The organism is Burkholderia sp. BCC1047 (assembly GCF_902833155.1).
GTDB lineage: Bacteria > Pseudomonadota > Gammaproteobacteria > Burkholderiales > Burkholderiaceae > Burkholderia > Burkholderia sola.
The window spans coordinates 216,012-240,073 of sequence record NZ_CADFEH010000005.1 but is presented as its reverse complement, the minus strand read 5'-3'; the positions used below and the strand labels follow the sequence as shown (position 1 = coordinate 240,073).

Genomic DNA, 24,062 nt, shown 5'->3' with positions numbered 1-24,062 from the left:
CATGCGCGGGGTCGATGGCCTGCCGGCCCGCCCGTTCCTTCAATCGCATGCCGGAGCCGAGATCCGAGGAGGCCTCGTGGCAGACAAAGTCAATGAGCAGATTACCGATGCGCTGACGCAGACCAACGTCAACGTCGTCGCGGGATCGCCGGCCCAGGCGCTGGGCATGCTTTACCAGATGTTCAGCCAGGCCGTCGGCATCTCGGCGCAGAACATGACCCAGCAGCAGGCGGCGTTGAACCAGATTTCGAACGCCGTCGTGTCGAAGGCCGTGGCGATGATCCTGTCCGTCGAGGCATCGCCGAAGCCGGCATCGGGCGGCGCGTCGCTGCCCGCGGCGGGCGGGTCGCCGACGGGTTCCACGCACTAGGACACGACGACTATCGGGACACCTGAACCATGAACATGAAAGGTCTTTTGGATGGACGCGGAGAAGGCGCGACGCAAGCACCGGACGACGTCGCGGACGCCGCGGCCGAAGCTGCGGCGCGGGACGAAGTCACGCCGCACGACGCGACGTCGACAGCCCGCAAGCGCGCGTGGCCGGTCAACCGGTTGCGCAGGTTCACCGACGCGCTGAAGGCGCCGGACCAGATCGCGGGCGTGACCGGCGCCGCCCCGTCGGCGTTGAAGACGGTGCAGGCGATCAACGCGGAGGCGGCGTCCTACGCGACGACGCAGATATCCGTCGGTCCGAACATGATGATCACGCAGGCCGGCGGCATGGTCGCGCAGGCGGCGGCCAACTACTTCGAGGCGTCGACGTCGCTGGCGATCGCGGGCAAGAGCGTGCTGATGAAGGACCTCGCGCAGAAGACCATCGACGAGGACGTGAAAGGCATGGCGATGGATGCGGTGGGCCTGCTGTTGACGGACCTGTTCGTCGCGACCGCGGCGGTCGTCGCGGGCGCCGCGGAGGCGATCGAAGGGGAGGCCGCGAGCGTCGCGCTCGACCGGATCGACGAGAGCCTGCAGAAGTATCAGGCGCTGCTCGACAAGAAGGGCGCCTAAGACACGTCACGCACGTCGGGCGCGGCGTCGACAGGAACGTCGCGGGCGATCATGCGTCGAGAACCGCGGCGCAATCGCGGGCCACGCGTGCAGCGGGCGAAACAGTCTTCATCGACACGACCCGCCGGGCCGTCAGGCCCGATGCGGGATGTGAGCGGCGGGCGCGATGCACGTTCGTGGTCGAACGCGTCGCGCCTGCTACCGGCAGTCCAGTCCAATCATGTGAGGAACCCATGTCTTACATCATTCAGAACGCACACGGTGCCGCGCCGCTGCGGGTTGGCGAGCGCAAATGGGGCGATGCGACGGAAATCGATTTCGGCGCGATGACGAGCTGCATCGCGCTCGTCGAGCAGACGCCGGGCCAGCCGACGTTGGTGCGCGGCATCCATCTGTCGATCGTCGGCGACGGCGGCACGAAGGTCTACGACACGGCGGCGGATGTCGCCGGACAGGTCGAGACGATCATGCAGCAGAGCGGCAACATGCGTGCGTGCCTCGGGCGCATCGACCTCTGGCAGGCCAACGTGTCGCCAGAGGTGCAGGATTTCTTCGTCGCGCTGATGATGAGCCTCGGCATGACCAACTGGGTGCAGGTGCCCGACGGAAACCTGCGGGTGCGGCTCGACGGCGGCGTGATGCAGTATCAGAAGGGCACCGCCGCGTGGACCAACGTGTAGCCGGCACGATCCGTCGAAACCGGTGCCCGCGATGCGCGCGGGCGCCGGCCCCGTCCCAGCTTTTTGTTCGTCAACGCCAACAAAAAACCTCGTTTCGCGCCACGCGGCCTGTCAGCAGAATGTCTCCATTCCAGCTCACGCGACGACACAAGCGTCGCATGAGCCGCACTTCCGAAGGAGGCAGCCGTGGCAGTCGAAACAACCTCGATCGATACGCTCGTCGTGGGCGCCGGGCAGGCCGGCGTGGCGATGAGCGAGCACCTGGGCAAGCTGGGCGTGCCCCATCTCGTGCTGGAGCGCAGCCGCATCGCCGAACGCTGGCGCACCGGGCGCTGGGATTCGCTGGTCGCGAACGGCCCTGCGTGGCACGACCGTTTCCCCGGCCTCGAATTCGACGGACTTGATCCCGATGCGTTCGCAACGAAGGACCAGGTCGCGGACTACTTCGAAGCGTATGCGCGCAAGTTCGACGCGCCGATCCGCACCGGCGTCGAAGTGAAGCACGTCGTGCGCAACACGGGCAAGCCGGGCTTCGTCGTCGAGACGTCCGACGGCACGATCGAGGCGAACCGCGTGGTGGTCGCGACGGGCCCGTTCCAGCGCCCGGTTATTCCGCCGATCGCGCCGGACGACGCGCGCGTCGTGCAGATCCATTCCGCCGACTATCGCAACCCGGGCCAGCTCCCGGCAGGAGCGGTGCTGGTGGTCGGCGCCGGTTCGTCGGGCGTGCAGATCGCCGACGAGCTGCGGCGCGCGGGCCGGCGGGTATATCTGTCGGTCGGGCCGCACGATCGTCCGCCGCGTGCGTATCGCGGCCGCGACTTCTGCTGGTGGCTCGGCGTGCTCGGCGAATGGGACAAGGAAGTCGCGACGCCCGGCCGCGAACACGTGACGATCGCGGTGAGCGGCGCGCGCGGCGGCCATACGGTCGATTTCCGCGCGCTCGCGAATCAGGGCGTGACGCTGGTCGGGCTGACGAAGTCGTTCGACGGCGGCGTGGCGGTGTTCGAACCCGATCTCGCGATCAATCTCGCGCGCGGCGACGAGAACTACCTGTCGCTGCTCGACGCGGCCGACGCGTATGCGGCGCGCAACGGCCTCGACCTGCCGGAAGAACCGGACGCGCGGCGCATCCTGCCGGACCCCGACTGCGTCGCGGATCCGATCCTCTCGCTCGATCTCGCCGGCGCGGGCGTCACGTCGATCGTCTGGGCGACCGGCTATGCGGTCGACTACGGCTGGCTGAACGTCGACGCGTTCGCGCCGAACGGCAAGCCGCAGCACCAGCGCGGCGTGTCGAAGGAGCCGGGCATCTATTTCCTCGGGCTGCCGTGGCTGTCGCGGCGCGGCTCCAGCTTCATCTGGGGCGTGTGGCACGACGCGAAGCACATCGCCGATCACATCGTCACGCAGCGCAAGTACCTCGCGTACCAAGATGCGGCGCAGCACCGCGCGGCCGCGCAAGCGGCGCAGCCGGACGCGCGCCCGCTCGCCGAAGCGGCGAACTGACCACCTGACGGCCCCGCCGCGACCGCTTCCCGCGCGGCGGGCGACCACACCGACACTCGAAGGACCTCGATGAACCAGCCTACCCATACGCGTATCCGCATGTTCAACACGAAGGATACCTACCCGAACCAGACGCTCGACAACGACCTGTGCCAGGCCGTGCGGGCCGGCAACACCGTCTACGTGCGCGGCCAGGTCGGCACCGATTTCGACGGCAAGCTGATCGGCCTCGGCGATCCGCGTGCGCAGGCCGAGCAGGCGATGAAGAACGTCAAGCAGTTGCTCGAGGAAGCCGGCAGCGACATCACGCATATCGTGAAGACGACGACCTACCTGATCGATCCGCGTTATCGCGAACCCGTGTACCAGGAAGTCGGCAAGTGGCTGAAGGGCGTTTATCCGATCTCGACGGGGCTCGTCGTTTCCGCGCTCGGCCAGCCGCAGTGGCTGATGGAGATCGACGTGATCGCGGTGATCCCCGACAACTGGCAGCCGAACCGCGCACGGGAGGCGACATGACGTTCTCCATCGTCGGACGCTGCCCGGAGACGGGGCAACTCGGGATCGCGATCAGCTCGTCGAGCATCGCGGTGGGCGCGCGGTGCCCGTGGGTGCGCGCGGGCGTCGGTGCTGTCGCGACACAGAACATCACGCTGCCGGCGCTTGGGCCGCAGATTCTCGACCTGATCGAGCACGACCAGCTCGCGCCGGCCGCGGCGCTCGACCGGGCGTTGAGCGCGAACGGCTGGAGCCAGTACCGGCAGGTCACGGCGATCGACGGGCAGGGGCAGACCGCATGCTTCACCGGCAAGGAGGCGCTCGGCACGCATCACGCGGTGCAGGGCGAGCAATGCGTGGCGGCCGGCAACCTGCTGGCCGCGCCGGCCGTGATCGATGCGATGGTGCGGGCCTTCGAGCACGCGCCCGGGCTGCTCGCCGATCGCCTGCTGGCCGCGATGCACGCGGCGATGGCGGCCGGCGGCGAGGCCGGGCCCGTGCATTCGGCCGCGCTGAAGGTGGCCGGCGACGTGACCTGGCCGATCGTCGACCTGCGCGTCGACTGGGCCGATACCGATCCGATCGGGCAGCTCGATGCGCTGTGGCGCGCATATCGGCCGCAGATGCAGGATTACCAGACGCGCGCGCTGAACCCGACCGCCGCACCGAGCTACGGAGTACCGGGCGATGAGTGATATGCCGAGCCGCGCGCTGCTCGAACGGCTGATCGGCTTCGCGACCGTCAGCCGCGATTCGAACCTCGAGATGATCGGTTTCATCCGCAACTATCTCGCGGGTTTCGGTGTGGAGAGCGAACTGTTCTACAACGCGGAATGCACGAAGGCGAGCCTGTACGCGACGATCGGCCCGCGCGATCGCGGTGGCGTCGCGCTGTCGGGCCATACCGACGTGGTGCCGGTCGACGGGCAGGCATGGACGGTCGAGCCGTTCCGGCTGACCGAGCGCGACGGCCGCCTGTACGGTCGCGGCACGGCCGACATGAAGGGCTTCATCGCATCGGTGCTCGCGGCCGTGCCGGCGTTCGTCGCGCGGCCGCTGAGCGTGCCCGTGCATCTCGCGTTCTCGTACGACGAGGAAGTCGGTTGCGTCGGCGTGCGGCCGATGCTTGAACAACTGGCCGCGCGCGAACATCGTCCGCGGCTGTGCGTGATCGGCGAGCCGACCGAACTGAAGCCGGTGCTCGGTCACAAGGGCAAGCTCGCGATGCGCTGCCATGTGAAGGGCGCCGCGTGTCACTCGGCGTACGCGCCATCGGGCGTCAACGCGATCGACTATGCGGCGAAGCTGATCGGCCGGCTCGGCGAGATCGGCGCGGCGCTCGCACGCCCCGAGCGGCACGACAGCCGCTTCGATCCGCCGTTCTCGACCGTGCAGACGGGCTTGATCAAGGGCGGCCGCGCGCTGAACATCGTACCGGCCGAATGCGAGTTCGATTTCGAGGTGCGCGCGCTGCCGGATTTCGATGCGTACGACGTGCCGAGAAAGCTGCAGGACTATGCGGAATCCGAACTGTTGCCGCGGATGCGCGCGGTGCAGCCCGATACCGACATTCAACTGAAACCACTCGGCGCGTATCCGGGGCTGGCGACCGCGCCGGACAGCGAGGCCGCGCGGCTGCTCGCGTGGCTGAGCGGGTCCGACGCGTTCGACACGGTGGCGTTCGGCACCGAGGGCGGACTGTTCGGGCAGGTCGGCATTCCGACCGTCGTGTGCGGGCCCGGCAGCATGGACCAGGGGCACAAGCCCGACGAGTTCGTCACGCTCGAACAACTGCACGGATGCGACGCGATGCTGGGTCGTCTAGCCGAGTATCTCGCTTCCGCCGCCTGAGCGGGCGGCCGACACGCACGCTCCGCACCCGGCGGCGCGTGCGTTTTCCGTTCTCTATCGCGATCTCATCGCGCCGCGTCGGCGACGATCTGCGCAAGCCGCTCGCGGCAGAAATCGACGAACGACTGCGCCTGCTTCGTGAGCTGACCGCGCTTCAGCCGCGCGCTCACGAGCCCCGACGGGCTGACCGTTTCGCTGAGGGATATCGTCACGACGCGCTGGCCGTCGTACGTATAGTCGGAATGCGGGCGCGTGACGAGCAGCGAGAACCCGAAGCCCTGGCCGACCATCCCGCGCACCATCTCGATCGACGGCGAGCCGAACACGATGTTCGGCGTGAGCCCGAGTTCATGAAACAGGCTGACGAAATACGTGCGGCTCGGCTGCACGTCGAGCAGGATCATCGGCTCGACGCACAGGTCTCGCAGCGACACGTGCGTCTGGCTCGCGAACCGGTGGTTTTCGGGTAACAGCACGTACGGCTGATGCGGCGGCATCAGCGGCTCGGTTTCGATCGTGCCGTCGAGATCGTGGTCGTACATCAGCGCGAGATCGAACGTGCCGGACGTCAGCCCCTGCACGAGTTCCTGCTGGTCGCCGTCGCGCAGCCGGATGTTCACGCCCGGGTAACGCTCGCGAAAACCCGCGATCAGTTGCGGCAGATAGAGCGGCGCGACCGTCTCGAAGCAGCCGATGTCGATCTGCCCGGCGATCACGTCGTTGTCGGCGAGCGCGTTCTGTTCGAACTCGTGCGCGATGCGCAGCAGTTCCTGCGCTTTCCGGTAGAAGCGCGTGCCGCTCGGCGTCAGCGACACGCCCTGCGCGTGGTGGCGAATGAACAGCTTCACGCCGAAGCTCTCTTCCAGCCCCTTGATCGCGCTGGAAATCGACGGCTGCGCGATGAAGAGCTGACGCGATGCCTCGGCGACGCTGCCGGATTCGACCGTCGTGATGAAGTATTTCAGTTGCCGCAAAGTGTAGTGAGCCACAAGCACCTCTGATACCTGCCCCGGCGTGCCGCCGCGGGCGCATGCGCGTTCCATGGGAAAACAGACCCTGGCACCTTACCTGAAGTCGATCGGCGCCGAAATTTCCGCTGCAGAGCTTTTTCGTATGTCGCGGAAATATTTTTAGTATTTTCCGGTCGCGATGCACGTGGCGCACCATCGTCTCCAACCTGGATCGCGACGGGGCCGCGTGCGCGCCGGCGGGACATGTCATCCGTCCCCGCTTGCCGCGCACGCGCCGCTTCGTTCGGCACCGCCGTGCGTGCACGCGGCGCGGCGTCGCCCGCGTATCCGGACCGATGGCCGGCGCGCACCCCGACGCGCGCCGGCGTGAACGGCACGCGCGCATCGCCGCGCAGGACTGGAGACTTCACCATGACGAACGCGGAACGCAATGCGTCCCCGATGATAGAGAAGCACACGATCGGCTATGTGCCGCCCGCGGAACGCCACGGCCGGGTGCGCGACCTGTTCACGCTCTGGTTCGGCGGCAACATCGCGCCGCTGCCGATCGTGACCGGCGCGCTCGGCGTGCAGATGTTTCACCTGAACCTGATGTGGGGGATCGTCGCGATCGTCGTCGGCCAGGCGGTCGGCGGCGTGCTGATGGCGCTGCATTCGGCGCAGGGGCCGCAGATGGGCATCCCGCAGATGATCCAGAGCCGCGCGCAGTTCGGCTCGTGGGGCGCGCTGCTCGTCACGGTGATCGCGGCCGTGATGTACGTCGGCTTCTTCGCGTCGAACATCGTGCTCGCCGGCAAGTCGGTGCACGGCATCGCGTCGTCGGTGCCGGTGCCCGTCGGCATCGTGATCGGCGCGGTGTGCTCCGGGCTGATCGGGATCGTCGGCTACCGGTTCATCCACATCCTGAACCGCATCGGCACGTGGGTGCTCGGCATCGGCATCGCCGTCGGCTTCTGGATGATCCTGTCGCACGTGAACACCGCCGATTTCCTGACGCGCGGCGGCTTCGACTTCGCGGGCTGGCTCGCGACGGTATCGCTGTCGGCGCTGTGGCAGATCGCGTTCGCGCCGTACGTGTCGGACTATTCGCGCTATCTGCCGGAGGACGTCGGCGTCGCGTCCACGTTCTGGGCGACCTACCTCGGCTGCACGATCGGCTCGACGCTCGCGTTCATCTTCGGCGCGGTGGCCGTGCTCGCGGTGCCGGCCGGCGCGGACACGATGGACGCGGTCAAGCAGGCGACCGGCCCGCTCGGCCCGCTGATGCTCGTGCTGTTCCTGCTGAGCGTGATCAGCCACAACGCGCTGAACCTGTACGGCGCGGTGCTCGCGGTGATCACGTCGGTGCAGACGTTCGCGTACAAGTGGATTCCGACCGCGAAGGCGCGCGCGGTGGTGTCGGTCGTGATCTTCGTCGCATGCTGCTACGCGGCGATCGGCGCGTCGACGAACTTCGTCGGCAACCTCGTCGATCTCGTGCTCGCGCTGCTGGTCGTGCTGGTGCCGTGGACGGCGATCAACCTGATCGACTTCTACGTGATCCACAAGGGCAAGTACGACATCCAGTCGATCTTCATGGCGGACGGCGGGATCTACGGCCGCTTCAATCCGCAGGCGCTGCTCGCGTATGCGATCGGCATCGTGGTGCAGATTCCGTTCATGAACACGCCGATGTATGCGGGCCCGATTCCCGCGCATCTGGGCGGCGCGGATTTGTCGTGGCTCGTGGGCCTGCTGCTGACGTCGCCGCTGTACTACTGGCTCGCGACGCGCGACAGCGCGTATCGGCGCAGGCAGGGCGGCGCGCACCTGCCGCCGACGGCGGTGCGGTAAGCGCGCCGTCGTTCGACGCGCTCGAATGAAACGGCCGCCGCATCGGGGGCGATGCGGCGGCCGCGAGCGGCAAGCGCGAGGCGGCAGGCAGGCCGAAGGGCGCGGCGTGCGCCGCGACCCTTGCCCGCCCGCGGATCAGACCACCGCCGAGCGCGCGACGCGCACCGGCACCGACTTGTACGACGGCGTGCCGCTTTCCTTGTCGATGTAGTCGAGCGGCACGAGCACGTTCGCTTCAGGGTAGTACGCGCCGACCGAGCCCGGCGCGATGTCGTACTCGATCGCGGTGATCTTTTCGAGGCGCAGTGTGCGGCCCGACGCCGTGACCGTCTCGATGTCGACGAGGTCGCCGTGTTCGAGCCCGTACTTGTCGAGATCGGCCGCGTTCATGAACAGCACGTCGCGCCGGCCGAACACGCCGCGATAGCGATCGTCGAGCCCGTAGATCGTCGTGTTGTACTGGTCATGGCTGCGCAGCGTGATCAGCCGCAGCACCTGCTCGGCGCCAAGCACGTCCGCGTCCTCCTTCACGCCCTTGTAGACCGAGAACATCGCCTTGCCGGTCGGCGTTGGCCACACGCGCTCGGTGGGCGGCAGCGGCAGGCGGAAGCCGCCCGGCGTGCGGATCCGCTCGTTGAACGCGTCGAAGCCGGCTACCGTCTTGTCGATCAGGTCGCGGATGCGGTCGTAGTCGGCGATCAGGTCGAGCCACGCGACCTTGCTGTTCGGCAGCGTCGCATGCGCGATGCCGGCGACGATCGCGGGCTCCGAGCGCAACTGGTCCGACGCCGGCTTCAGCTTGCCGGCCGACGCATGGACCATCGACATCGAATCCTCGACGGTGATCGATTGCCGGCCGGTGGCCTGCATGTCGAGCTCGGTGCGGCCGAGCACCGGCAGGATGAAGGTTTCCTTGCCGACCAGCAGGTGCGAACGGTTCAGCTTCGTGCCGAGATGCACGCTCAGGTCGAGCTTCGCCATCGCCGGGAACGACAGCTCCGGATCGGGCAGCGCGACCGCGAAGTTGCCGCCGAGGCACAGCAGCGCCTTCGCGGTGCCGTCGATCATCGCCTGCATCGCCTGCACCGCGTCGTGCCCATGCTTCGCGGGCGGCGTGAAGCCGCACACGTCCTCGATCTTCTTCAGGAATTCGGCCGACGGCTTCTCGGTGATGCCGACCGTGCGGTTGCCCTGCACGTTCGAATGGCCGCGCAGCGGGCACACGCCGGCGCCGGGCTTGCCGATGTTGCCGCGCATCAGCAGCAGGTCGGCGATCAGGCGCACGGTGGCCGTGCCCTTGTTGTGCTGCGTGACGCCCATCCCGTACGTGACGATCGTCGCGTTCGATTTCGCGTACGCGAGCGCGACCTCTTCGAGCTGCGCCTGGGTGAGGCCGCTCGCGCGTTCGATGTCGTCCCACGACGTGGCTTCGAGGTCGGCCGAGAATGCGTCGAAGCCGTCGGTGTGCTGCGCGATGAAATCGCGGTCGAGCACGTCGCCGCGTTCGGCCTCGAGCTTCAGCAGCGCCTTCATGATGCCCTTCAGCGCGGCCGCGTCGCCGCCCGCGTCGACCTGGTAGTACGTCGACGCGATCCGCGTCGAGCCGAACGACGCCATTTCGATCATGTCCTGCGGATCGGCGAAGCGTTCGAGCGCGCGTTCGCGCAGCGGGTTGAACACGATGATCGGCACGTTGCGGCGCGAACACTCGTGCAGCGTGCCCATCATCCGCGGATGGTTCGTGCCGGGGTTGTGGCCGATCGAGATGATCAGCTCGCAGTGGTCGAAATCCTCGAGCGACACGGTGCCCTTGCCGATGCCGATCGACTGCGGCAGGCCGACGCTGGTCGGCTCGTGGCACATGTTCGAGCAGTCGGGGAAGTTGTTGGTGCCGAGCTCGCGCGCGAACAGCTGGTACAGGTACGCGGCTTCGTTCGACGCGCGGCCCGACGTGTAGAACTCGACCTGCTCGGGCGGCAGCGCGCGCAGCACTTCGCCGATGCGCGCGAACGCGTCGTCCCATTCGATCGCGCGGAACGTGTCGGTCGCGCGGTCGTAGACGAGCGGATGCGTGAGCCGGCCCATGTTCTCCAGTTCGTAGTCCGACATGCGCAGCAGCGACGACACGGTGTTCGCCGCGAAGAACTCCGGCGTCACGCGCTTGGTCGTCGCTTCCCACGTGACGGCCTTCGCGCCGTTCTCGCAGAACTGGAACGTCGACTTGTGTTCCTTGTCCGGCCACGCGCAGCCGGGGCAGTCGAAACCGTCGGGCTGGTTGGTCCGCATCAGCACGATCGGCGCCTCGATGGTTTCCATCTGCGACCGCACCGCATCGGCTGTCGCGCGAAGCGCGCCCCAACCGCCGGCGGGCCCGTCGTATTTCCTGATGCCTGGCACTTCGCGTCGATTTGTCATGTGAATCTCCAATAGCCGGGCCCGATGCGGGTGGCTCGGTTGCGCCGTGTCGCGGCGTGGGGCGGCTCCGTCCGCGGACGGAGCCGATCATGCGCGCCCCGGGTTGCGGGGCATGCGTTGTTTTAGTGCGCGTCCTTCTTCGCGCCGGACGACTTCTTGCCCGAAAGCTTCGCGGCAGGCGGCGGGGCGTCGGCGGGCGTGTCGTCCGGCTTTGTGTCTGCTGCTGCCTTGGCGGCCTTGCCGTTCGGTTTGGCCTTGCCGTCGGCGTCCCTTGCGTCTTTCGCCTCCTTCGCTTCAGGCGCGGCGAGCTTGTTGAACTTCACTTCGTCGCTGTCCTTGTCGTAGTCGACCTCGCACTTGTCGCCGGACTTCAGCCGATCGGCGAGGATTTCCTTCGCGAGCCGCGTCTCGATGGTCTGCCGGATCTGGCGCTTCAGCTCGCGCGCGCCGAATTCAGGCTGGTAGCCGGCTTCGGTCAGGTGTGCGACGAGCGAATCGCCCATCACGAGCGTGATGTCCTGCGCGGCGGCGGTGCGCACCACGCGATCGAGCTGGATCTGCACGATCGCGCGGATGTTGTCCTTCGACAGCGCGTGGAAGACGATCACCTCGTCGATCCGGTTCAGGAACTCGGGCCGGAAATGCCCCTTCAGCACCTGCATCAGTTCCTCGCGGATCGCCTTGTCGGTCTTGCGCGCGGCTTCCGGCTGCGTGAGGTTGTCCATGATGATCGCCGCGCCGAGGTTGCTGGTCGCGATGATGATCGTGTTGCTGAAATCGACCACGCGACCCTTGCCGTCGGTGAGACGCCCGTCGTCGAACACCTGCAGCAGCACGTTGTAGACGTCCGGATGCGCCTTCTCGATCTCGTCGAGCAGGATCACGCTGTACGGGCGACGCCGCACGCGCTCGGTGAGCTGGCCGCCTTCGTCGTAGCCGACGTAGCCGGGCGGCGCGCCGATCAGACGCGCGACCGCGTGGCGCTCCATGTATTCCGACATGTCGATGCGGATGATCGCCTGCTCGTCGCCGAACACGGTCTCGGCCAGCGCCTTCGCGAGCTCGGTCTTGCCGACGCCCGTCGGCCCGAGGAACAGGAACGTCGCGATCGGCCGGTGCGTCTGGCCGAGCCCCGCGCGCGACAGCCGTACCGCATCGCTGACGGCGACCACCGCATCGGCCTGGCCGACCACGCGCTCGCGCAACTGCTCCTCCATCTTCAGCAGCTTCTGGCGCTCTTCCTGCGTGAGTTCGGACACGGGGATGCCGGTCAGCCGCGACACGACCTCGGCCACCGATTCGACGGTCACCTCGAGCGTCTCCGAACCGGTCTTGCGCTGCCACGCCTCCATCATCTCGTCGACGGCCTTCTGCTTCGCGCTGATCTGCTCTTCGAACTGCTTCGCTTCGTCGAAGCGCTTGCGCGACGTCGCGTAGTCCTGCTCGCGCTTCAGTTGCGCGATCTGCGCTTCGCCTTCCTGAATGTCGACCGGGCGCGACGTCGCGCCGATCCGCACGCGCGCGGCGGCCTGGTCGATCAGGTCGATCGCCTTGTCGGGCAGGAAGCGCGACGTGATATAGCGGTCGGCGAACTCGGCGGCCGCGACGAACGCGGCGTCGGCGAACGTCACCTGGTGGTGCGCCTCGAGACTGTCGCGCAGCCCGCGCAGGATCACGATCGTCTGCTCGACGCTTGGCTCCGGCACGAACACGGGCTGGAAGCGGCGTTCGAGCGCGGCGTCCTTCTCGATGTACTTCTGGTATTCGTTGAGCGTCGTCGCGCCGATCAGGCTCAGCTCGCCGCGCGCGAGCGCGGGCTTCAGCACGTTCGCGATGTCGAGGCCGCCTTCGCCGCCGCCCTGGCCCGCGCCGACGATCGTATGCAGCTCGTCGATGAACAGGATCAGTTCATCCTGCTTCGCGGTCACTTCGTCGATCAGCTGCTTCGCGCGTTCCTCGAATTCGCCGCGATACTTCGCGCCGGCCACCATCGAGTTGATGTTGACTTCGACGAGCCGCTTGCCGCGCAGCACTTCGGGCACGTCGCCGTTGACGATCCGCTGCGCGAGCCCCTCGACGATCGCGGTCTTGCCGACGCCCGGCTCGCCGATCAGCACCGGATTGTTCTTCTTGCGGCGCGCGAGCACCTCGATCGTGCTCTCTATTTCCTGCGCGCGGCCCAGCACCGGATCGAGCTTGCCCTGGCGCGCGATCGCGGTGAGGTCGCGGCCGAACTTGTCGAGGTTCGGCGTGCCGGTCGGCGCATCGACGCGGCCGTCCTCGGCGCCCTTGCCGACCACCTTCACCACCTTCTGGCGCAGCGCCTCGGGCGTCACGCCGTATTTCTTCAGCAGCGTGCCGGCGACGCTGTCAGGCACCGATGCGAGCCCGATCAACAAGTGCTCGGGGCCGATGTACGAGTGGCCGAGATCGCGCGACGCCTGAAACGCGTACTGCACGGCCTTCTTCACGCGCGGCGAGATCGACAGTTTGTCGAGCGGCGCGTCGGGAGCGGCCGTGCCGGTGTGCGCGTGCGCGTCGATGTACGTCTTGATGTCCTCCGGCGACAGCTTCAGTTCCTTCAGCAGCGCGGCACATACGTCGGTGTCCGCGAGCGCGTACAGCAGGTGTTCGGAATCGAGCTCGCTGCGGCGCAGCTCGTGCGCCTTCTCGGCCGCGCGCTGCAGCAGTTCGAGCGTCTGTTCGCTGAACGCGTCGGTCGGATCGACCGATTCGCGCGGAATCTCGGCGGCGAGCGGCGATTCGTCGCCGAGCCCGCCGAACAGCGACGACGGTCCGCCACCGCCGAGCAGCGAATCGAACGGATTCAGCATGCTCTGATGCCGCATCAGCTGGCGGAAGTGGTAATCGCAGATCGAGATCGTCTTGCGCTCGCCGTCCTGCATCACGGTGGCGCGTGCAACGGCCGGCCGCGCGTGGCAGATATCGCAAAGTGCGGGCATGGTGGTCTGGCTCCTGTCGGTGAAGGTGGGTCGAAGCGTGACGCCCGATGCGGTGCGGCGCTCGCGCGTCCCGATCGCGGTCGGGGCGGGAAGCGCGAGTGCCGCAAGGAGCCCACGGCATCGCTTCGACTGCGTTCAAAATAACGAATCGACGCGGCCCGTCCAAGACACAGTTCCATGCCGGACCGGCCGTGAATTGCACCCTCACATGGACGCGGGCCGGGGCGGCAAGGAGTACAGACGCGCAAGCGGTCGGCGGCGCGGGCGTGTGCGGCGCGTACGGCTTGCGGTGGAAGGCGCGGGAAAGGGCGGCGCGCGAACGACGCGCGGTGCGACATCGGCGCGCAGTGCGCCGGCAGCGGCCGAACGGGGGCCAGACGGGACGCGACGCGCCAGCGCGAACCGGTGGCGTCCGGCCATGCGCGCACCGCAGCCGAGACGCGCGGTGCGGCCGGGGAAGGCGAAGGCGGGTGACACCGCACGCGCCGACCATCGCGCAACCGCGGTGCACCACGATCAGTCGGAGAGTGTCATCGCGAGCCGTTGCCGCGCGATCTGCTTGACGTCGGCCGACAGTGCCGCATTCTGCAGACCATTGGCCCAGACGGAGAACGAATCCTCGATCAGGTTGCGCGTGTCGGGCGGCAGCTCGGCCAGCATCAGCGACACGACGGTAAACAGCACGGCGGTGTCGCCGGCCTGGCGGCTGGCGTTCGCGTCGACCGTCTGCTTCAGGGTCGCGACCGACGCCTGCAGCGCCTGTAATGCATCATTCGATTCGCTCATGAAATCCTCCATGCAAAATGGGCTGGAGCGGCGACGAACCCATGGCCGGCGGCGCGGCCGGCGCGCGACGCCCGGGCGGACATCGCGCGCCTGCAATCGCACTCAGGCGGCTGCGTTACCCTGCGGCGCCACGGCCACCGATGCCTCGCTCGTCAACATCAGGAACGTGAACGTTTCGCGCAGGTACAGGCGGACGCCCTTGTCGGTGTGGCTCGTGTAGCCGATCGACAGGTCTTCCCCGAGGTGCAGCTCGTAATCGCCGCCGCGCGTGGACAGCACGCAGCCGCCGCTGATCGCCGGCGCCCAGATGATCTCGCCGCTGACGATGCGTTTGATATGGCCGAGGACCGGATAGCCCTGGTCGCGCGCTTCGCTGAGCGCGGTGTATGCGTCCGACCCGAGCACGACCGAGTACGGGCCGTCGACGCCGGCGAGGCGCAGCGCTTCCAGCGCGTCGCTGATCGCGTCCGGGTACGCGCCGACGTCCGCCGGCAGCGTGAGCCGGCGGTTCGACGTGCCTTCGCGGATGCCGATGATGCCGGCCGCGCGGTAGCCGTCGAAGATCGCGCTGTCTTCGGCGAACGCGAGCCGTTGCGCGGCTTCCTTCGCCGGCTGCCAGTCGGCGTCGCGCGCGCCGCGCTCGACGCTGTCGATCGCGTCGCGGCTCAGCTCGAACGGCACCGTCAGCTCGACGATCGCGCGTACTTCGCGCAGCCGCGCGTTCACGAGTTCGCGCGGCGCGTCGACGTCGAGCAGGTGCCCGGTGCCGACGGCCGACAGCTCGGGGCCCGCGGGGCCCTCGACGTCGACGACGCGGCGGCCGGCCACCGATCGTTTGAAGGTGCGCGCCACTTCCTCCTCGATTTGTTCCCAGGCGGACGACGAGATCGGGGCGAGTTCGCGATGCAGGTTATTCATAGGTCGGGGTTCCTTTCAGCGAGCCGATGTTCAGCGAGCCGTCGCGCCGCGGTGCGGCAGGCGCGGACGGCGTGGATTCCGGTTGGGCGGCTTCGGCGGCCGGCGCGGGGCGGTCGGCGAGCGCTTCGAGCAGGTCGGCCGACGGCACGAAGAACAGCGAGCCGGTGACCGCGCGGCTGTAGTCGAGCAGGCGGTCGTAGTTGCCGGGCGGGCGGCCGACGAACATGTTCTCGAGCATCTGCTCGATCGGCGCCGGCGAGCGCGCATAGCCGATGAAATAGGTGCCGAATTCGCCGGCGCCCGGGCGCCCGAACGGCATGTTGTCGCGCAGGATCTTCACTTCCTGGCCGCCCTCGTCGAGCGTGGTCAGCGAGCTGTGCGAGCACGACGGCTTCACGTCCGGCGCGAGCTCGATGTCGGACAGCTTGGTGCGGCCGATGATGCGCTCCTGCGTCTCGACCGCGAGCGCGTTCCAGCCGGCCATGTCGTGCAGGTACTTCTGCACGAGCACGTAGCTGCCGCCCGCGAATTCGGCGTCTTCGTCGCCGATCACCGTGAAGTCGACCGCTTCGCGGCCTTCAGGGTTCTCGGTGCCGTCGACGAAGCCGATCATCGCGCGCTGGTCGAAATTGCGGAAGCCGTGCACCTCGTCGACGACCGTGACCGCGTCGCCGAGCGCATTGAGCAATTGCGTCGCCAATTCGAAGCACAGGTCCATCGCTTCCGCGCGGATGTGCAGCAGGATGTCGCCGGGCGTCGCCACTGCGACGCGCTGGCCGGCGCCGAATTCGCGGAACGGATGCAGCGACGCGGGGCGCGGCTCGCCGAACAGCGCATCCCATGCGTCGGAGCCGAAGCCGCAGACGCACGTGAGGTTGCCGCCCGGCACGCGCTTGCCGACCGAGCGCACGAGCGCGGCGATGTCGCCGCACCATGAACGGATCGTGTCGGCGTGATCGGCGCCGGGATTGATCGTCGCCACGAGAAAGATCGCGCTGCGCGTGATCGGGCTGTGGACGGCCTGGGAGAGCGGGGGAGGGGTGATCTGCATCGCGGCCTGCCGGTCAGTCATGTCGGGACGGACGGGCCGCGGCAGCCGCGGCGCGCGAACGCGAACGGTTGAACTGTGTCATGCGACGGTTCTCTTTGTGACGTGCGGATGAAGGACGTTGCGCGGGCATCGCGCAACGGGCCGCAGCGGCGGCGGCCGGCCCCCGGCGCGAAGGGGAGGCGGACGTGGCGGCCGCGCGTTCGCCCGGCGCGTGAGCTGTCCGCACCGCGTAACGTCGTCGAGCCTGCAATCTAGCAGCTTCGACGGGTCTTTGGAACACGTATCGATGATCTGTCATTCGAATGGATCAAACAGGGCCCGGTTTTGTGCGGCGCCCGCGCAGCTGTACTCCTGGCGCGCGCGGCGCTGTGCTCTTGAGCGTGCGTGTCGCGTGCAGTAGATTAGGTTCCGCTCCGCCCGACGACGACCATCATGATGAACCTTTTGGAAGCGATGCGTATTTTCGGTGCAATCGTCGAGCACGGCGGGCTGTCCGGCGCGGCGTCCGATCTGAAGCTCGACGTCGCGCAGGTGAGCACGCGGCTCGATGGCCTCGAACGCTATCTCGGTTGCCGGTTGCTGCTGGACCGCTCGGGCAACGACGTCGTGTGCACCGAGGCCGGCATCGCGTTTCATGCGTGTTGCCGGCGCACGCTGTCCGCGGTTGCGCAGGCGACCGGCGTGACCGGAACCGGTGCGTGCGCAACGGTTTCCAGTCCGCCCGTCGCAGGCTTTCCGTTTCCCGACACCCCCCGCCGCAGCGATGGAGCATCGATCGCGGCACCGACGACACTCCACCGGACAACGCGTTGAATATTTCCACTGCATCCGCCGATACGACCGCCGAGCGCATTCGTCGCCGCTTCGGCCATTTCCTTCACGCGGCCGAGCTGGCCGGGCTGGTCGTGATCGGGCTGGCGACCGCGTTCGCGATGACGCAGGAAGCGTGGAAGGTCGTGCTCGCGGGCGAAGTGTCGCTGACGGACCTGCTGCTGATGTTCCTGTATCTGGAAGTGCTCGCGATGGACCTGCGCTACCTGCGGCTCGGCCGGCTGCCGGTGCGGTTTCCGCTGTTCATCGCGATGACGTCGCTCGCGCGCGACCTGATCCTGCGCGGCGCGACCGACAGCCCTGAGCGGATGCTGATGACGACTTTCGGGATCGTGCTGCTCGCGGTCGGCGTGCTGATCCTGAGCTTCGGCCAGCATCGCTTTCCGGCGGACGTCGACGATGTCGAGGACGACGTGCATGTCCGCAAGTAACGTGGCCCGGGCGGCATTCTCGGCGAACCCAGTCGCGCCGTGCGACGGGCGGCGGCCCTATCCTCATCCCAACACGCGAGGTGTCGCATGACTACCAGGCAATTGATCGTCGCCATATTCGACAGCGTCGACACGGCCCGCCGGGCCGCGCACGATTTCGATGCGCTGTCGGAGAAGAACGAAGGATTCCATATCGAGAATGGCGTCGTCGTCGAGAAGGACGCGAACGGCAAGCTCGCGGTGCTCGACGCCGAATCGCGGCCGTTCAGGGGCGGCGTGATCGGCGCGATCGCGGGCGGCTTGCTCGGCCTGCTGGCCGGACCGCTCGGCGTGGTGACCGGCATGGCGGCCGGCGCGGGCGCCGGCATTCTCGCGCAAGCGGCCGGCAACGCGCTGCTCGACGGCACGTTCGTCGAGACGGTCGCGGCGCGGCTCGTGCCCGGCAGCGTCGCGGTCATTCTCGAAGCGAAGGAGGACACGCCGTTCTCGGTTGACAACGTCGTCACGGGATTCGGCGGCAAGGTCTTCCGCCACGCGCTCGACTGAGCGCGCCCCTTTCGAACCGATTCGGGAGCATTGCATGCGCATCGATCAATCGTACCGCCGCTTCGACATCGCGGCGACGCTGTCGCCGCTGCCCGGCAATCGCGCGATCGCGACGGTCGACGTGACGACCGACGATCCGGGCCGCGTCTCCGATCTCGGCACCGGCCAGTTCCTGCAGATTCGCAAGTGGCTCGAGTCGAACGACGTCGCGCTGCTGACGGTGGTGTTCGACGAGTGCAAGGTCGCGATCGACCACTACGCGGACAACGTCGACGACGCGTGAGTGCGAGCGAGCCCGCACATGGCCGGGCTTCGCAACACCGCCGGCCGCTCTGCCATCGTCGGGACGTCATGACATGCGCGCGGCGAACGGCGGCCGCGACGTCGCATGCGCATCTGTTCACCACGCCGGCCGGATTTGACGTTTCCTCGCCAAACTGTCACTTACATTCGCCGAAATGACGCAGTAGGATGCCGAACCTTGTCTTGATGAGATTCGCATTGCTATCCGCCTTCAATTTCGATAACGGACGAGGTTCCAGCCGAGACACCCGCGCCCGGCGACGGCTATCCGGTTTCATGCGTCGGCGCGGCCGTGCCGCCCATGCGGTGCAAGCCGGTTCATCGCTGCCGGGGCGAGGCGGATGAAGCTCTACGAGAAGTTTGCGAACGACGTAGAGCGACTCATTCGGCAAGGCGTATATCGGCACGGCGACCGTGTGCCGTCGGTGCGGCAGGCGAGCCAGCAGCACCGGATCAGCATCACGACGGTGCTGCATGCGTATCTGCTGCTGGAAAGCCGCGGGCTGCTCGAAAGCCGGCCGCAGTCGGGCTATTTCGTGAACCTGCGGCGCGACGACGGCCACGCGCCGGTGCGCGAGCTGCGGCCGTCGAAGCCGATCGCGATCTCGTCGTCGGTCGACGTGAGCCGGCTCGTGTTGTCGACGTTGCGCTCGATCGGCACGGACGACGCGGTGCCGCTCGGCTCGCCGTACCCGGACCCGAGCCTGTTCCCGTTCGAGAAACTGAACCGCTACGCGTATGCGGCCGGCCGCGACAAGTCGCTGTGGGGCGTGACCGACGGACTGCCGCCCGGCCATCCGCGGCTGATCCGGCAAATCGCGCGCCGCTACCTGGAAAACGGGATGTCGGTGGACCCGAACGAGATCATCGTGACGGTCGGCGCGACGGAGGCGATCAACCTGTGCCTGCAGGCGGTCGCGAAGCCGGGCGACACGATCGCGGTGGAATCGCCGACGTTCTACGCAATGCTGCACGCGATCGAGCGGATGGGGATGAAGGCGATCGAGGTGGCCACGCATCCGGAATACGGAATCGACATCGCGGCGCTGGCCGCGATCGCGAAGTCGCAGCCGATCGCCGCGTGCATGGTGATGCCGAACTTCCAGAATCCGTTGGGGTTCCAGATGCCGGACGAGCGCAAGCGCGAACTGGTTGAGTTCGCAACGAAGGCCGACCTGCCGATCATCGAGAACGGTGTCTACAACGAACTGTATTTCGGCAACACGCATCCGAGCATGCTGAAGTCGTTCGACCGTCATGGCATCGTGCTGCATTGCTCGTCGTTCTCGAAGAGCCTGACGGCGGCGTACCGGATCGGCTGGGCGCTGCCGGGCCGCTACCGCGATCAGGTCGAGAAACTGAAGTTCCTGAATACGCTCGCGACGCCGTCATTGCCGCAACTGGCGATCGCCGAGTTTCTCGAGCGCGACGGCTACGAGCATCACCTGCGGCGGATTCGCAAGGCGTATGCGCAGCAGGCGAACCTGATGCGCGCGATGGTGTCGCGGTTCTTTCCGGAAGGCACGCGCATGTCGAGCCCGGCGGGTGGGTACGTGCTGTGGGTCGAGCTGCCCTCGCAGGTCGATGCGATGCGGCTGTACCAGCTTGCGCTGGAGCAGGGGATCACGATCGGCCCCGGCTACATGTTCTCGATCGCGGACACCTATCGAAACTTCATCCGCCTGAACTACAGCAGCCCGTGGTCGCCGGAGATCGAGCAGGCGGCCGTCGCCGTCGGCAAGCTCGCCGCCGCCTGCGCCGGCTGAGCGCCGCCGCGCGCGGTGCGACGTCATGTCAGCCGATACGACTGCGCGCCGGTGCCCGCGAGCGTGCCGCCGTCGACGATCAGGTATTCGTTGCGGATCGGCCTGCCGTCTAACCAGCATTGCAGGATCTCCAGCGTGCCGGCCGCATAGCGCGCCTGCGCGGACAACGACGTGCCCGAGATATGCGGCGTCATTCCGTTGAACGGCATCGTGCGCCACGGGTGATCGGCGGGCGCCGGCTGCGGAAACCACACGTCGCCGCCATAGCCGGCGAGATGGCCGGACGTGAGCGCATTCACGACCGCGTCGCGGTCGACCAGCTTCGCGCGTGCGGTGTTGATCAGGTACGCGCCGCGCTTCATCCGCGCGATCATCGCCGCGTCGAACAGGTGCTCGGTCAACGGGTACAGCGGAATCTGCAGGTTGACGATATCGACGGCGCTCGCGAGCGATGCCACGTCGGCGTGATACGTGAGCGCGAGCGCCTGCTCGATCGACGCATCGAGCCGGTGGCGCTGCGTGTAATGCAGATGCAGGCCGAACGGGTGCAGCCGGCGCAGCACGGCGAGACCGATGCGCCCTGCGCCGACCGTGCCGAAATGCATCCCCTCGACGTCATAGCTGCGCGACACGCAGTCGGCGATGTTCCAGCCGCCCTGCTGCGCGATCGCATGCGACGGCAGATAGTTGCGCACCAGTGCGAGCGTCGTCATTACCACGTGCTCGGCGACGCTGATGCTGTTCGAGCCAGTGACTTCGGCAACCGTGACGTGCGCGCGTGCGGCGGCGTCCAGGTCGACATGATCGGAGCCGATGCCGGCCGTCAGCGCGAGCTTGAGCTTCGGCGCGCGGGCGATCCGTTCGGCCGTCAGGTACGCGGGCCAGAACGGCTGCGAAATCACCACGTCCGCTTCGGGCAGCCTGCGCTCGAATTCGGAATCGGGGCCGTCCTTGTCGCTCGTGACGATCAGCGTGTGGCCGTGCGCTTCCAGATAGCCGCGCAAGCCGAGCGCGCCGGACACCGAGCCGACGAGTTCGCCGGGCCGGAAGCCGGGCGGGCCGGCCGGCGTCGGCGCGGTTTGGCCGTCCGCATAGCGGGTGATGACCGGAATCGCATCGCGTACGTAGCGCGGCGGATAGCCGTCGACGGGATCGGGGTAGAGCACGCACAGCACGGTGGCCATCGGGTAGCGTTCCTTTGACAGGGGGAAGGCGGCACGCGGATTGCGCGGGTCGCGCGGCCGCTCGCAGCGCGGCCGGCGTGTTGCGCCGCAACGTCGATCACGTTCTACGCCGGTCGCGGATCGCGTACAAGCTACAGTCCGCGTTTCTCGTGCGCTGCGGGGCCTCTGTACCTGTTCTTTTCAGGACGGATGTCGATAATGGGATCGTTACCTGACTTTTCGGGAGCCACGTCATGACTGGAAGCGATGCTGCGTCCTCACCCGATCTCACGCAAGGGATCGCGCTCGACGATCTCGCCGACGGCGCGATGATCGAAGGCCATGTCGGCGATACGGCCGTGCTGCTCGTGCGCCGCGGCGACGAACTGTTCGCGGTGGGCGCGCAATGCCCGCACTACGGCGGCCCGCTCGCCAAGGGCCTGCTGGTCGGCGACACGATTCGCTGCCCGTGGCATCACGCGGCGTTCTGCCTGCGCACCGGCGAGATGGAGCGCGCACCGGCGCTCGACGGGCTGCCGTGCTGGCGCGTCGAGCGGCGCGACGGCCGCGCGGTCGTTATCGATGCGCGGCCGGCCGCCGTGCCGCCCGCGCTGAAGGCGGCCGGGCCGCCGGCCTCGGTCGTGATCGTCGGCGGCGGCGCGGCCGCAATCGCGGCGGCCGTGACGCTGCGGCAGGAAGGCTATCCGCATCCGATCACGCTGCTGAGCGCCGATGCCGATCCGCCGTACGACCGGCCGAACCTGTCGAAGGATTACCTCGCGGGCACGGCTCAGGCCGACTGGCTGCCGCTGCGCGCGCCGTCGTTCTATACCGAGCAGCGGATCGACGTACGCTGCAACACACGGGTCGCGCGGCTCGATCCCGCGCAGCGGGCGGTCGAGCTCGCCGACGGCAGCCGTATCGAATACGGCGCGCTGCTGCTCGCCACGGGCGCCGAGCCGAACCGGCTGAACGTGCCCGGCGCCGATCTGCCGCACGTCTGTGTGCTGCGATCGCGCGCCGATTGCGATGCGTTGATCGACAGGCTGAAAACCGCGCGCCGCTGCGTGGTGGTCGGCGCGAGCTTCATCGGGCTCGAAGCGGCCGCCGCGTTACGTACGCGCGGGCTCGACGTGCAGGTGGTCGCGCCCGATCCGCATCCGATGGGCCGCGTGCTCGGCGATGCGCTCGGCGACACGATCAAGGCGCTGCACGAAGCGCACGGCGTCGTGTTCCATCTCGGCGCGACGCCCGCACGGATCGGGCCGGACAGCGTGACGTTGTCGAACGGCGACGTGCTGCCGGCCGACGTCGTGCTGGTCGGCATCGGCGTGCATCCGAACGTTGCGCTCGCGCAGGACGCGGGGCTCGCCGTCGAGCGCGGCGTGACGGTCGACCGGTTCCTGCAGACGAGCGCGCCGGGCATCTACGCGGCCGGCGATATCGCGCGCTGGCCCGATCCGCTGACGGGCGAGCGGATTCGCGTCGAGCACTGGGTCGTCGCCGAGCGGCAGGGCATCGTCGCCGCGCGCAATATGCTCGGTCAGCAGCGACCGTTCGACGCGGTGCCGTTTTTCTGGAGCCAGCATTACGACCTGACGCTCCGCTATGTCGGCCATGCGGAGCAATGGGATCGCGTCGAGATCGACGGCGACCTCGGCGCGCACGACTGCTCGATCGCATACTGGCGCGGTAACACGCGGCTCGCGGTCGTGACGATCGCCCGCGATCTCGACAGCCTGAAGGCCGAAGCGGCGCTCGAGCGGCAGATCGCGCCCGCCTGAAAGCAGCATGACGACCCCCACCGAACCTTGAAGGGAGACGAGATGAACCCCGATGTCCGTGCACGTTTCGAAACCGAGTTCGCGCCGCGTATCGCGACGCGCCTGCGCGACCTGTATCAGCCCGGCGAAGTGAAGGTCGACGTCGTGCCGCACGACGGGCAGGGCAGTTCGACCTGTGTCGACGTGATCGGTCTCACGTCGACGGTCGGGCTGCCGAACCGGTTGAACGCGCGGCTCGCGTGGCGCGACGATGCAATCGCCGGTCTGCTGGCCGAGCCCGACCACAGCCGCTTCGATCGCTATCTCGCGGCGTTGCCGGTCACGATCGAGCGCTGGCAGAGGGAATTGCCGGTCGATTTCAGCAGCCGGACCCAGCGCGATCGCGAGATCCTGATCGGCGACCTCGATTTCGATGCGTGACGTGCGTCGCGCGATGCCGGCCGATGGCGCGCGGCCGAACCGCGCGCGGTTACCGGTCGCGCGTTCGGATGATCACGCGGCCCTGGTCGATGCCGCCGCGCAGCGCTTCGTCGCACGTCAGCCATTCGGGCGTGACGAGTTCGGGCGCGGGAAGATCGACCGGCGCGCCGTCGCGGAAGATCCGCACCTGCGCGACCCAGGCGCCGTTCGCGTTGCGCGTCGCGTCGACGCGAATCTCGTGACCCTTGAAAGTGTCGGTGGCTTGCATCGATCGGGGCCCTCCGTCGTGAATGAACGTGGTGCGTGGATCGTATCAGCCTGGCGTGCGCCGC

23 protein-coding genes are annotated in these 24,062 nt (G+C 67.9%); 15 read left to right on the top strand and 8 right to left on the bottom strand.

Going from position 1 to position 24,062, the window contains the following annotated elements:
- Nucleotides 1–76 precede the first annotated feature (76 nt).
- From HWX55_RS08500 to argE, 7 genes are all read left to right on the top strand, one after another.
- Complete coding sequence (locus HWX55_RS08500) at nt 77–370, top strand: RebB family R body protein (RefSeq protein WP_050014033.1); 294 nt, start codon at nt 77–79, stop codon at nt 368–370.
- A gap of 35 nt (nt 371–405) precedes the next feature.
- On the top strand, nt 406–1,011 hold the full coding sequence (locus HWX55_RS08495; protein WP_244140526.1) for a hypothetical protein: 606 nt from the start codon (nt 406–408) through the stop codon (nt 1,009–1,011).
- Between the two features lie 233 nt (nt 1,012–1,244).
- Nucleotides 1,245–1,691: a hypothetical protein gene (locus HWX55_RS08490; RefSeq protein WP_175975285.1), complete on the top strand. Its 447-nt coding sequence runs from the start codon at nt 1,245–1,247 to the stop codon at nt 1,689–1,691.
- Between the two features lie 186 nt (nt 1,692–1,877).
- Nucleotides 1,878–3,200 carry an NAD(P)/FAD-dependent oxidoreductase gene (locus HWX55_RS08485; RefSeq protein WP_175975284.1) on the top strand — a complete coding sequence of 441 codons (1,323 nt, stop codon included), beginning with the start codon at nt 1,878–1,880 and terminating at the stop codon, nt 3,198–3,200.
- 69 nt (nt 3,201–3,269) lie between these two features.
- Nucleotides 3,270–3,719, top strand: coding sequence for a RidA family protein (locus HWX55_RS08480; RefSeq protein WP_175975283.1), 450 nt, complete (start codon nt 3,270–3,272; stop codon nt 3,717–3,719).
- Nucleotides 3,716–4,393 (top strand): DUF1028 domain-containing protein, encoded by a 678-nt coding sequence (locus HWX55_RS08475; protein ID WP_175975282.1) that lies wholly within the window; start codon nt 3,716–3,718, stop codon nt 4,391–4,393. Before HWX55_RS08480 ends, HWX55_RS08475 begins: the two co-directional genes overlap by 4 nt.
- Entirely contained in the window at nt 4,386–5,549 is a 1,164-nt protein-coding gene (argE, locus tag HWX55_RS08470) for an acetylornithine deacetylase (RefSeq protein ID WP_175975281.1), read from the top strand. The genes HWX55_RS08475 and argE overlap by 8 nt, the downstream gene beginning before the upstream one ends.
- A gap of 65 nt (nt 5,550–5,614) precedes the next feature.
- On the opposite strand, the gene HWX55_RS08465 is transcribed toward argE, so the two are convergent.
- Nucleotides 5,615–6,538: a LysR substrate-binding domain-containing protein gene (locus HWX55_RS08465; protein ID WP_175975280.1), complete on the bottom strand. Its 924-nt coding sequence runs from the start codon at nt 6,536–6,538 to the stop codon at nt 5,615–5,617.
- Between the two features lie 393 nt (nt 6,539–6,931).
- Here HWX55_RS08465 and HWX55_RS08460 point away from each other — a divergent pair, with 393 nt between their 5' ends.
- The gene (locus HWX55_RS08460) at nt 6,932–8,353 is read left to right on the top strand and encodes a cytosine permease (RefSeq protein WP_175975279.1); all 1,422 of its coding nucleotides are present in this window, start codon (nt 6,932–6,934) and stop codon (nt 8,351–8,353) included.
- A 135-nt stretch (nt 8,354–8,488) separates the two neighbouring features.
- Here HWX55_RS08460 and HWX55_RS08455 read toward each other — a convergent pair whose 3' ends face one another.
- The 5 genes from HWX55_RS08455 to HWX55_RS08435 form a co-directional block, all read right to left on the bottom strand.
- Entirely contained in the window at nt 8,489–10,768 is a 2,280-nt protein-coding gene (locus tag HWX55_RS08455) for an FdhF/YdeP family oxidoreductase (protein WP_175975278.1), read from the bottom strand.
- Between the two features lie 122 nt (nt 10,769–10,890).
- Complete coding sequence (locus tag HWX55_RS08450; RefSeq protein ID WP_175975277.1) at nt 10,891–13,731, bottom strand: AAA family ATPase; 2,841 nt, start codon at nt 13,729–13,731, stop codon at nt 10,891–10,893.
- A 516-nt stretch (nt 13,732–14,247) separates the two neighbouring features.
- Nucleotides 14,248–14,517 carry a hypothetical protein gene (locus tag HWX55_RS08445; protein WP_050014023.1) on the bottom strand — a complete coding sequence of 90 codons (270 nt, stop codon included), beginning with the start codon at nt 14,515–14,517 and terminating at the stop codon, nt 14,248–14,250.
- 102 nt (nt 14,518–14,619) lie between these two features.
- Nucleotides 14,620–15,435: a family 1 encapsulin nanocompartment shell protein gene (locus tag HWX55_RS08440; protein ID WP_175975276.1), complete on the bottom strand. Its 816-nt coding sequence runs from the start codon at nt 15,433–15,435 to the stop codon at nt 14,620–14,622.
- Nucleotides 15,428–16,507: a Dyp-type peroxidase gene (locus HWX55_RS08435; RefSeq protein ID WP_175975275.1), complete on the bottom strand. Its 1,080-nt coding sequence runs from the start codon at nt 16,505–16,507 to the stop codon at nt 15,428–15,430. The genes HWX55_RS08440 and HWX55_RS08435 overlap by 8 nt, the downstream gene beginning before the upstream one ends.
- A gap of 414 nt (nt 16,508–16,921) precedes the next feature.
- On the opposite strand from HWX55_RS08435, the gene HWX55_RS08430 reads away from it, so the two are divergent.
- The 5 genes from HWX55_RS08430 (at nt 16,922) to HWX55_RS08410 (ending at nt 20,363) form a co-directional block, all read left to right on the top strand.
- Nucleotides 16,922–17,299 (top strand): LysR family transcriptional regulator, encoded by a 378-nt coding sequence (locus HWX55_RS08430; protein WP_175975314.1) that lies wholly within the window; start codon nt 16,922–16,924, stop codon nt 17,297–17,299.
- Complete coding sequence (locus tag HWX55_RS08425; protein ID WP_050014020.1) at nt 17,296–17,748, top strand: phosphate-starvation-inducible PsiE family protein; 453 nt, start codon at nt 17,296–17,298, stop codon at nt 17,746–17,748. The genes HWX55_RS08430 and HWX55_RS08425 overlap by 4 nt, the downstream gene beginning before the upstream one ends.
- 87 nt (nt 17,749–17,835) lie before the next feature.
- Nucleotides 17,836–18,294: a DUF1269 domain-containing protein gene (locus HWX55_RS08420; protein ID WP_175975274.1), complete on the top strand. Its 459-nt coding sequence runs from the start codon at nt 17,836–17,838 to the stop codon at nt 18,292–18,294.
- Between the two features lie 34 nt (nt 18,295–18,328).
- Nucleotides 18,329–18,577, top strand: coding sequence for a hypothetical protein (locus HWX55_RS08415; RefSeq protein ID WP_175975273.1), 249 nt, complete (start codon nt 18,329–18,331; stop codon nt 18,575–18,577).
- A gap of 361 nt (nt 18,578–18,938) precedes the next feature.
- Nucleotides 18,939–20,363: a PLP-dependent aminotransferase family protein gene (locus HWX55_RS08410; protein ID WP_175975272.1), complete on the top strand. Its 1,425-nt coding sequence runs from the start codon at nt 18,939–18,941 to the stop codon at nt 20,361–20,363.
- 23 nt (nt 20,364–20,386) lie between these two features.
- Here HWX55_RS08410 and HWX55_RS08405 read toward each other — a convergent pair whose 3' ends face one another.
- Nucleotides 20,387–21,547 (bottom strand): NAD-dependent formate dehydrogenase, encoded by a 1,161-nt coding sequence (locus HWX55_RS08405; RefSeq protein WP_175975271.1) that lies wholly within the window; start codon nt 21,545–21,547, stop codon nt 20,387–20,389.
- A 233-nt stretch (nt 21,548–21,780) separates the two neighbouring features.
- Between HWX55_RS08405 and HWX55_RS08400 the strand changes: the two genes are divergently transcribed.
- A complete protein-coding gene (locus HWX55_RS08400) occupies nt 21,781–23,310 on the top strand; it encodes an FAD-dependent oxidoreductase (protein WP_175975270.1) in 1,530 nt (509 codons plus the stop codon).
- Nucleotides 23,311–23,352: 42 nt separating this feature from the next.
- The gene (locus tag HWX55_RS08395; RefSeq protein ID WP_175975269.1) at nt 23,353–23,730 is read left to right on the top strand and encodes a DUF5594 family protein; all 378 of its coding nucleotides are present in this window, start codon (nt 23,353–23,355) and stop codon (nt 23,728–23,730) included.
- Nucleotides 23,731–23,779: 49 nt separating this feature from the next.
- Here the strand turns inward: HWX55_RS08395 and HWX55_RS08390 are convergent, their stop codons facing one another.
- Nucleotides 23,780–23,998 (bottom strand): DUF6566 family protein, encoded by a 219-nt coding sequence (locus HWX55_RS08390; protein ID WP_175975268.1) that lies wholly within the window; start codon nt 23,996–23,998, stop codon nt 23,780–23,782.
- Between the last annotated feature and the right edge of the window lie 64 nt (nt 23,999–24,062).

What these genes read in the sequence shown, in the direction of transcription:
- HWX55_RS08415 (WP_175975273.1), top strand. Translation starts at nt 18,329, where the DNA reads ATGCGCATCGATCAATCGTACCGCCGCTTCGACATCGCGGCGACGCTG.
- HWX55_RS08460 (WP_175975279.1), top strand. Translation starts at nt 6,932, where the DNA reads ATGACGAACGCGGAACGCAATGCGTCCCCGATGATAGAGAAGCACACG.
- HWX55_RS08420 (WP_175975274.1), top strand. Translation starts at nt 17,836, where the DNA reads ATGACTACCAGGCAATTGATCGTCGCCATATTCGACAGCGTCGACACG.
- HWX55_RS08445 (WP_050014023.1), bottom strand. Translation starts at nt 14,517, where the DNA reads ATGAGCGAATCGAATGATGCATTACAGGCGCTGCAGGCGTCGGTCGCG.
- HWX55_RS08400 (WP_175975270.1), top strand. Translation starts at nt 21,781, where the DNA reads ATGACTGGAAGCGATGCTGCGTCCTCACCCGATCTCACGCAAGGGATC.
- HWX55_RS08430 (WP_175975314.1), top strand. Translation starts at nt 16,922, where the DNA reads ATGAACCTTTTGGAAGCGATGCGTATTTTCGGTGCAATCGTCGAGCAC.
- HWX55_RS08495 (WP_244140526.1), top strand. Translation starts at nt 406, where the DNA reads ATGAAAGGTCTTTTGGATGGACGCGGAGAAGGCGCGACGCAAGCACCG.
- HWX55_RS08405 (WP_175975271.1), bottom strand. Translation starts at nt 21,547, where the DNA reads ATGGCCACCGTGCTGTGCGTGCTCTACCCCGATCCCGTCGACGGCTAT.
- HWX55_RS08480 (WP_175975283.1), top strand. Translation starts at nt 3,270, where the DNA reads ATGAACCAGCCTACCCATACGCGTATCCGCATGTTCAACACGAAGGAT.
- HWX55_RS08455 (WP_175975278.1), bottom strand. Translation starts at nt 10,768, where the DNA reads ATGACAAATCGACGCGAAGTGCCAGGCATCAGGAAATACGACGGGCCC.
- HWX55_RS08490 (WP_175975285.1), top strand. Translation starts at nt 1,245, where the DNA reads ATGTCTTACATCATTCAGAACGCACACGGTGCCGCGCCGCTGCGGGTT.
- HWX55_RS08410 (WP_175975272.1), top strand. Translation starts at nt 18,939, where the DNA reads ATGAAGCTCTACGAGAAGTTTGCGAACGACGTAGAGCGACTCATTCGG.
- HWX55_RS08450 (WP_175975277.1), bottom strand. Translation starts at nt 13,731, where the DNA reads ATGCCCGCACTTTGCGATATCTGCCACGCGCGGCCGGCCGTTGCACGC.
- argE (WP_175975281.1), top strand. Translation starts at nt 4,386, where the DNA reads ATGAGTGATATGCCGAGCCGCGCGCTGCTCGAACGGCTGATCGGCTTC.
- HWX55_RS08435 (WP_175975275.1), bottom strand. Translation starts at nt 16,507, where the DNA reads ATGACTGACCGGCAGGCCGCGATGCAGATCACCCCTCCCCCGCTCTCC.
- HWX55_RS08390 (WP_175975268.1), bottom strand. Translation starts at nt 23,998, where the DNA reads ATGCAAGCCACCGACACTTTCAAGGGTCACGAGATTCGCGTCGACGCG.
- HWX55_RS08475 (WP_175975282.1), top strand. Translation starts at nt 3,716, where the DNA reads ATGACGTTCTCCATCGTCGGACGCTGCCCGGAGACGGGGCAACTCGGG.
- HWX55_RS08395 (WP_175975269.1), top strand. Translation starts at nt 23,353, where the DNA reads ATGAACCCCGATGTCCGTGCACGTTTCGAAACCGAGTTCGCGCCGCGT.
- HWX55_RS08440 (WP_175975276.1), bottom strand. Translation starts at nt 15,435, where the DNA reads ATGAATAACCTGCATCGCGAACTCGCCCCGATCTCGTCGTCCGCCTGG.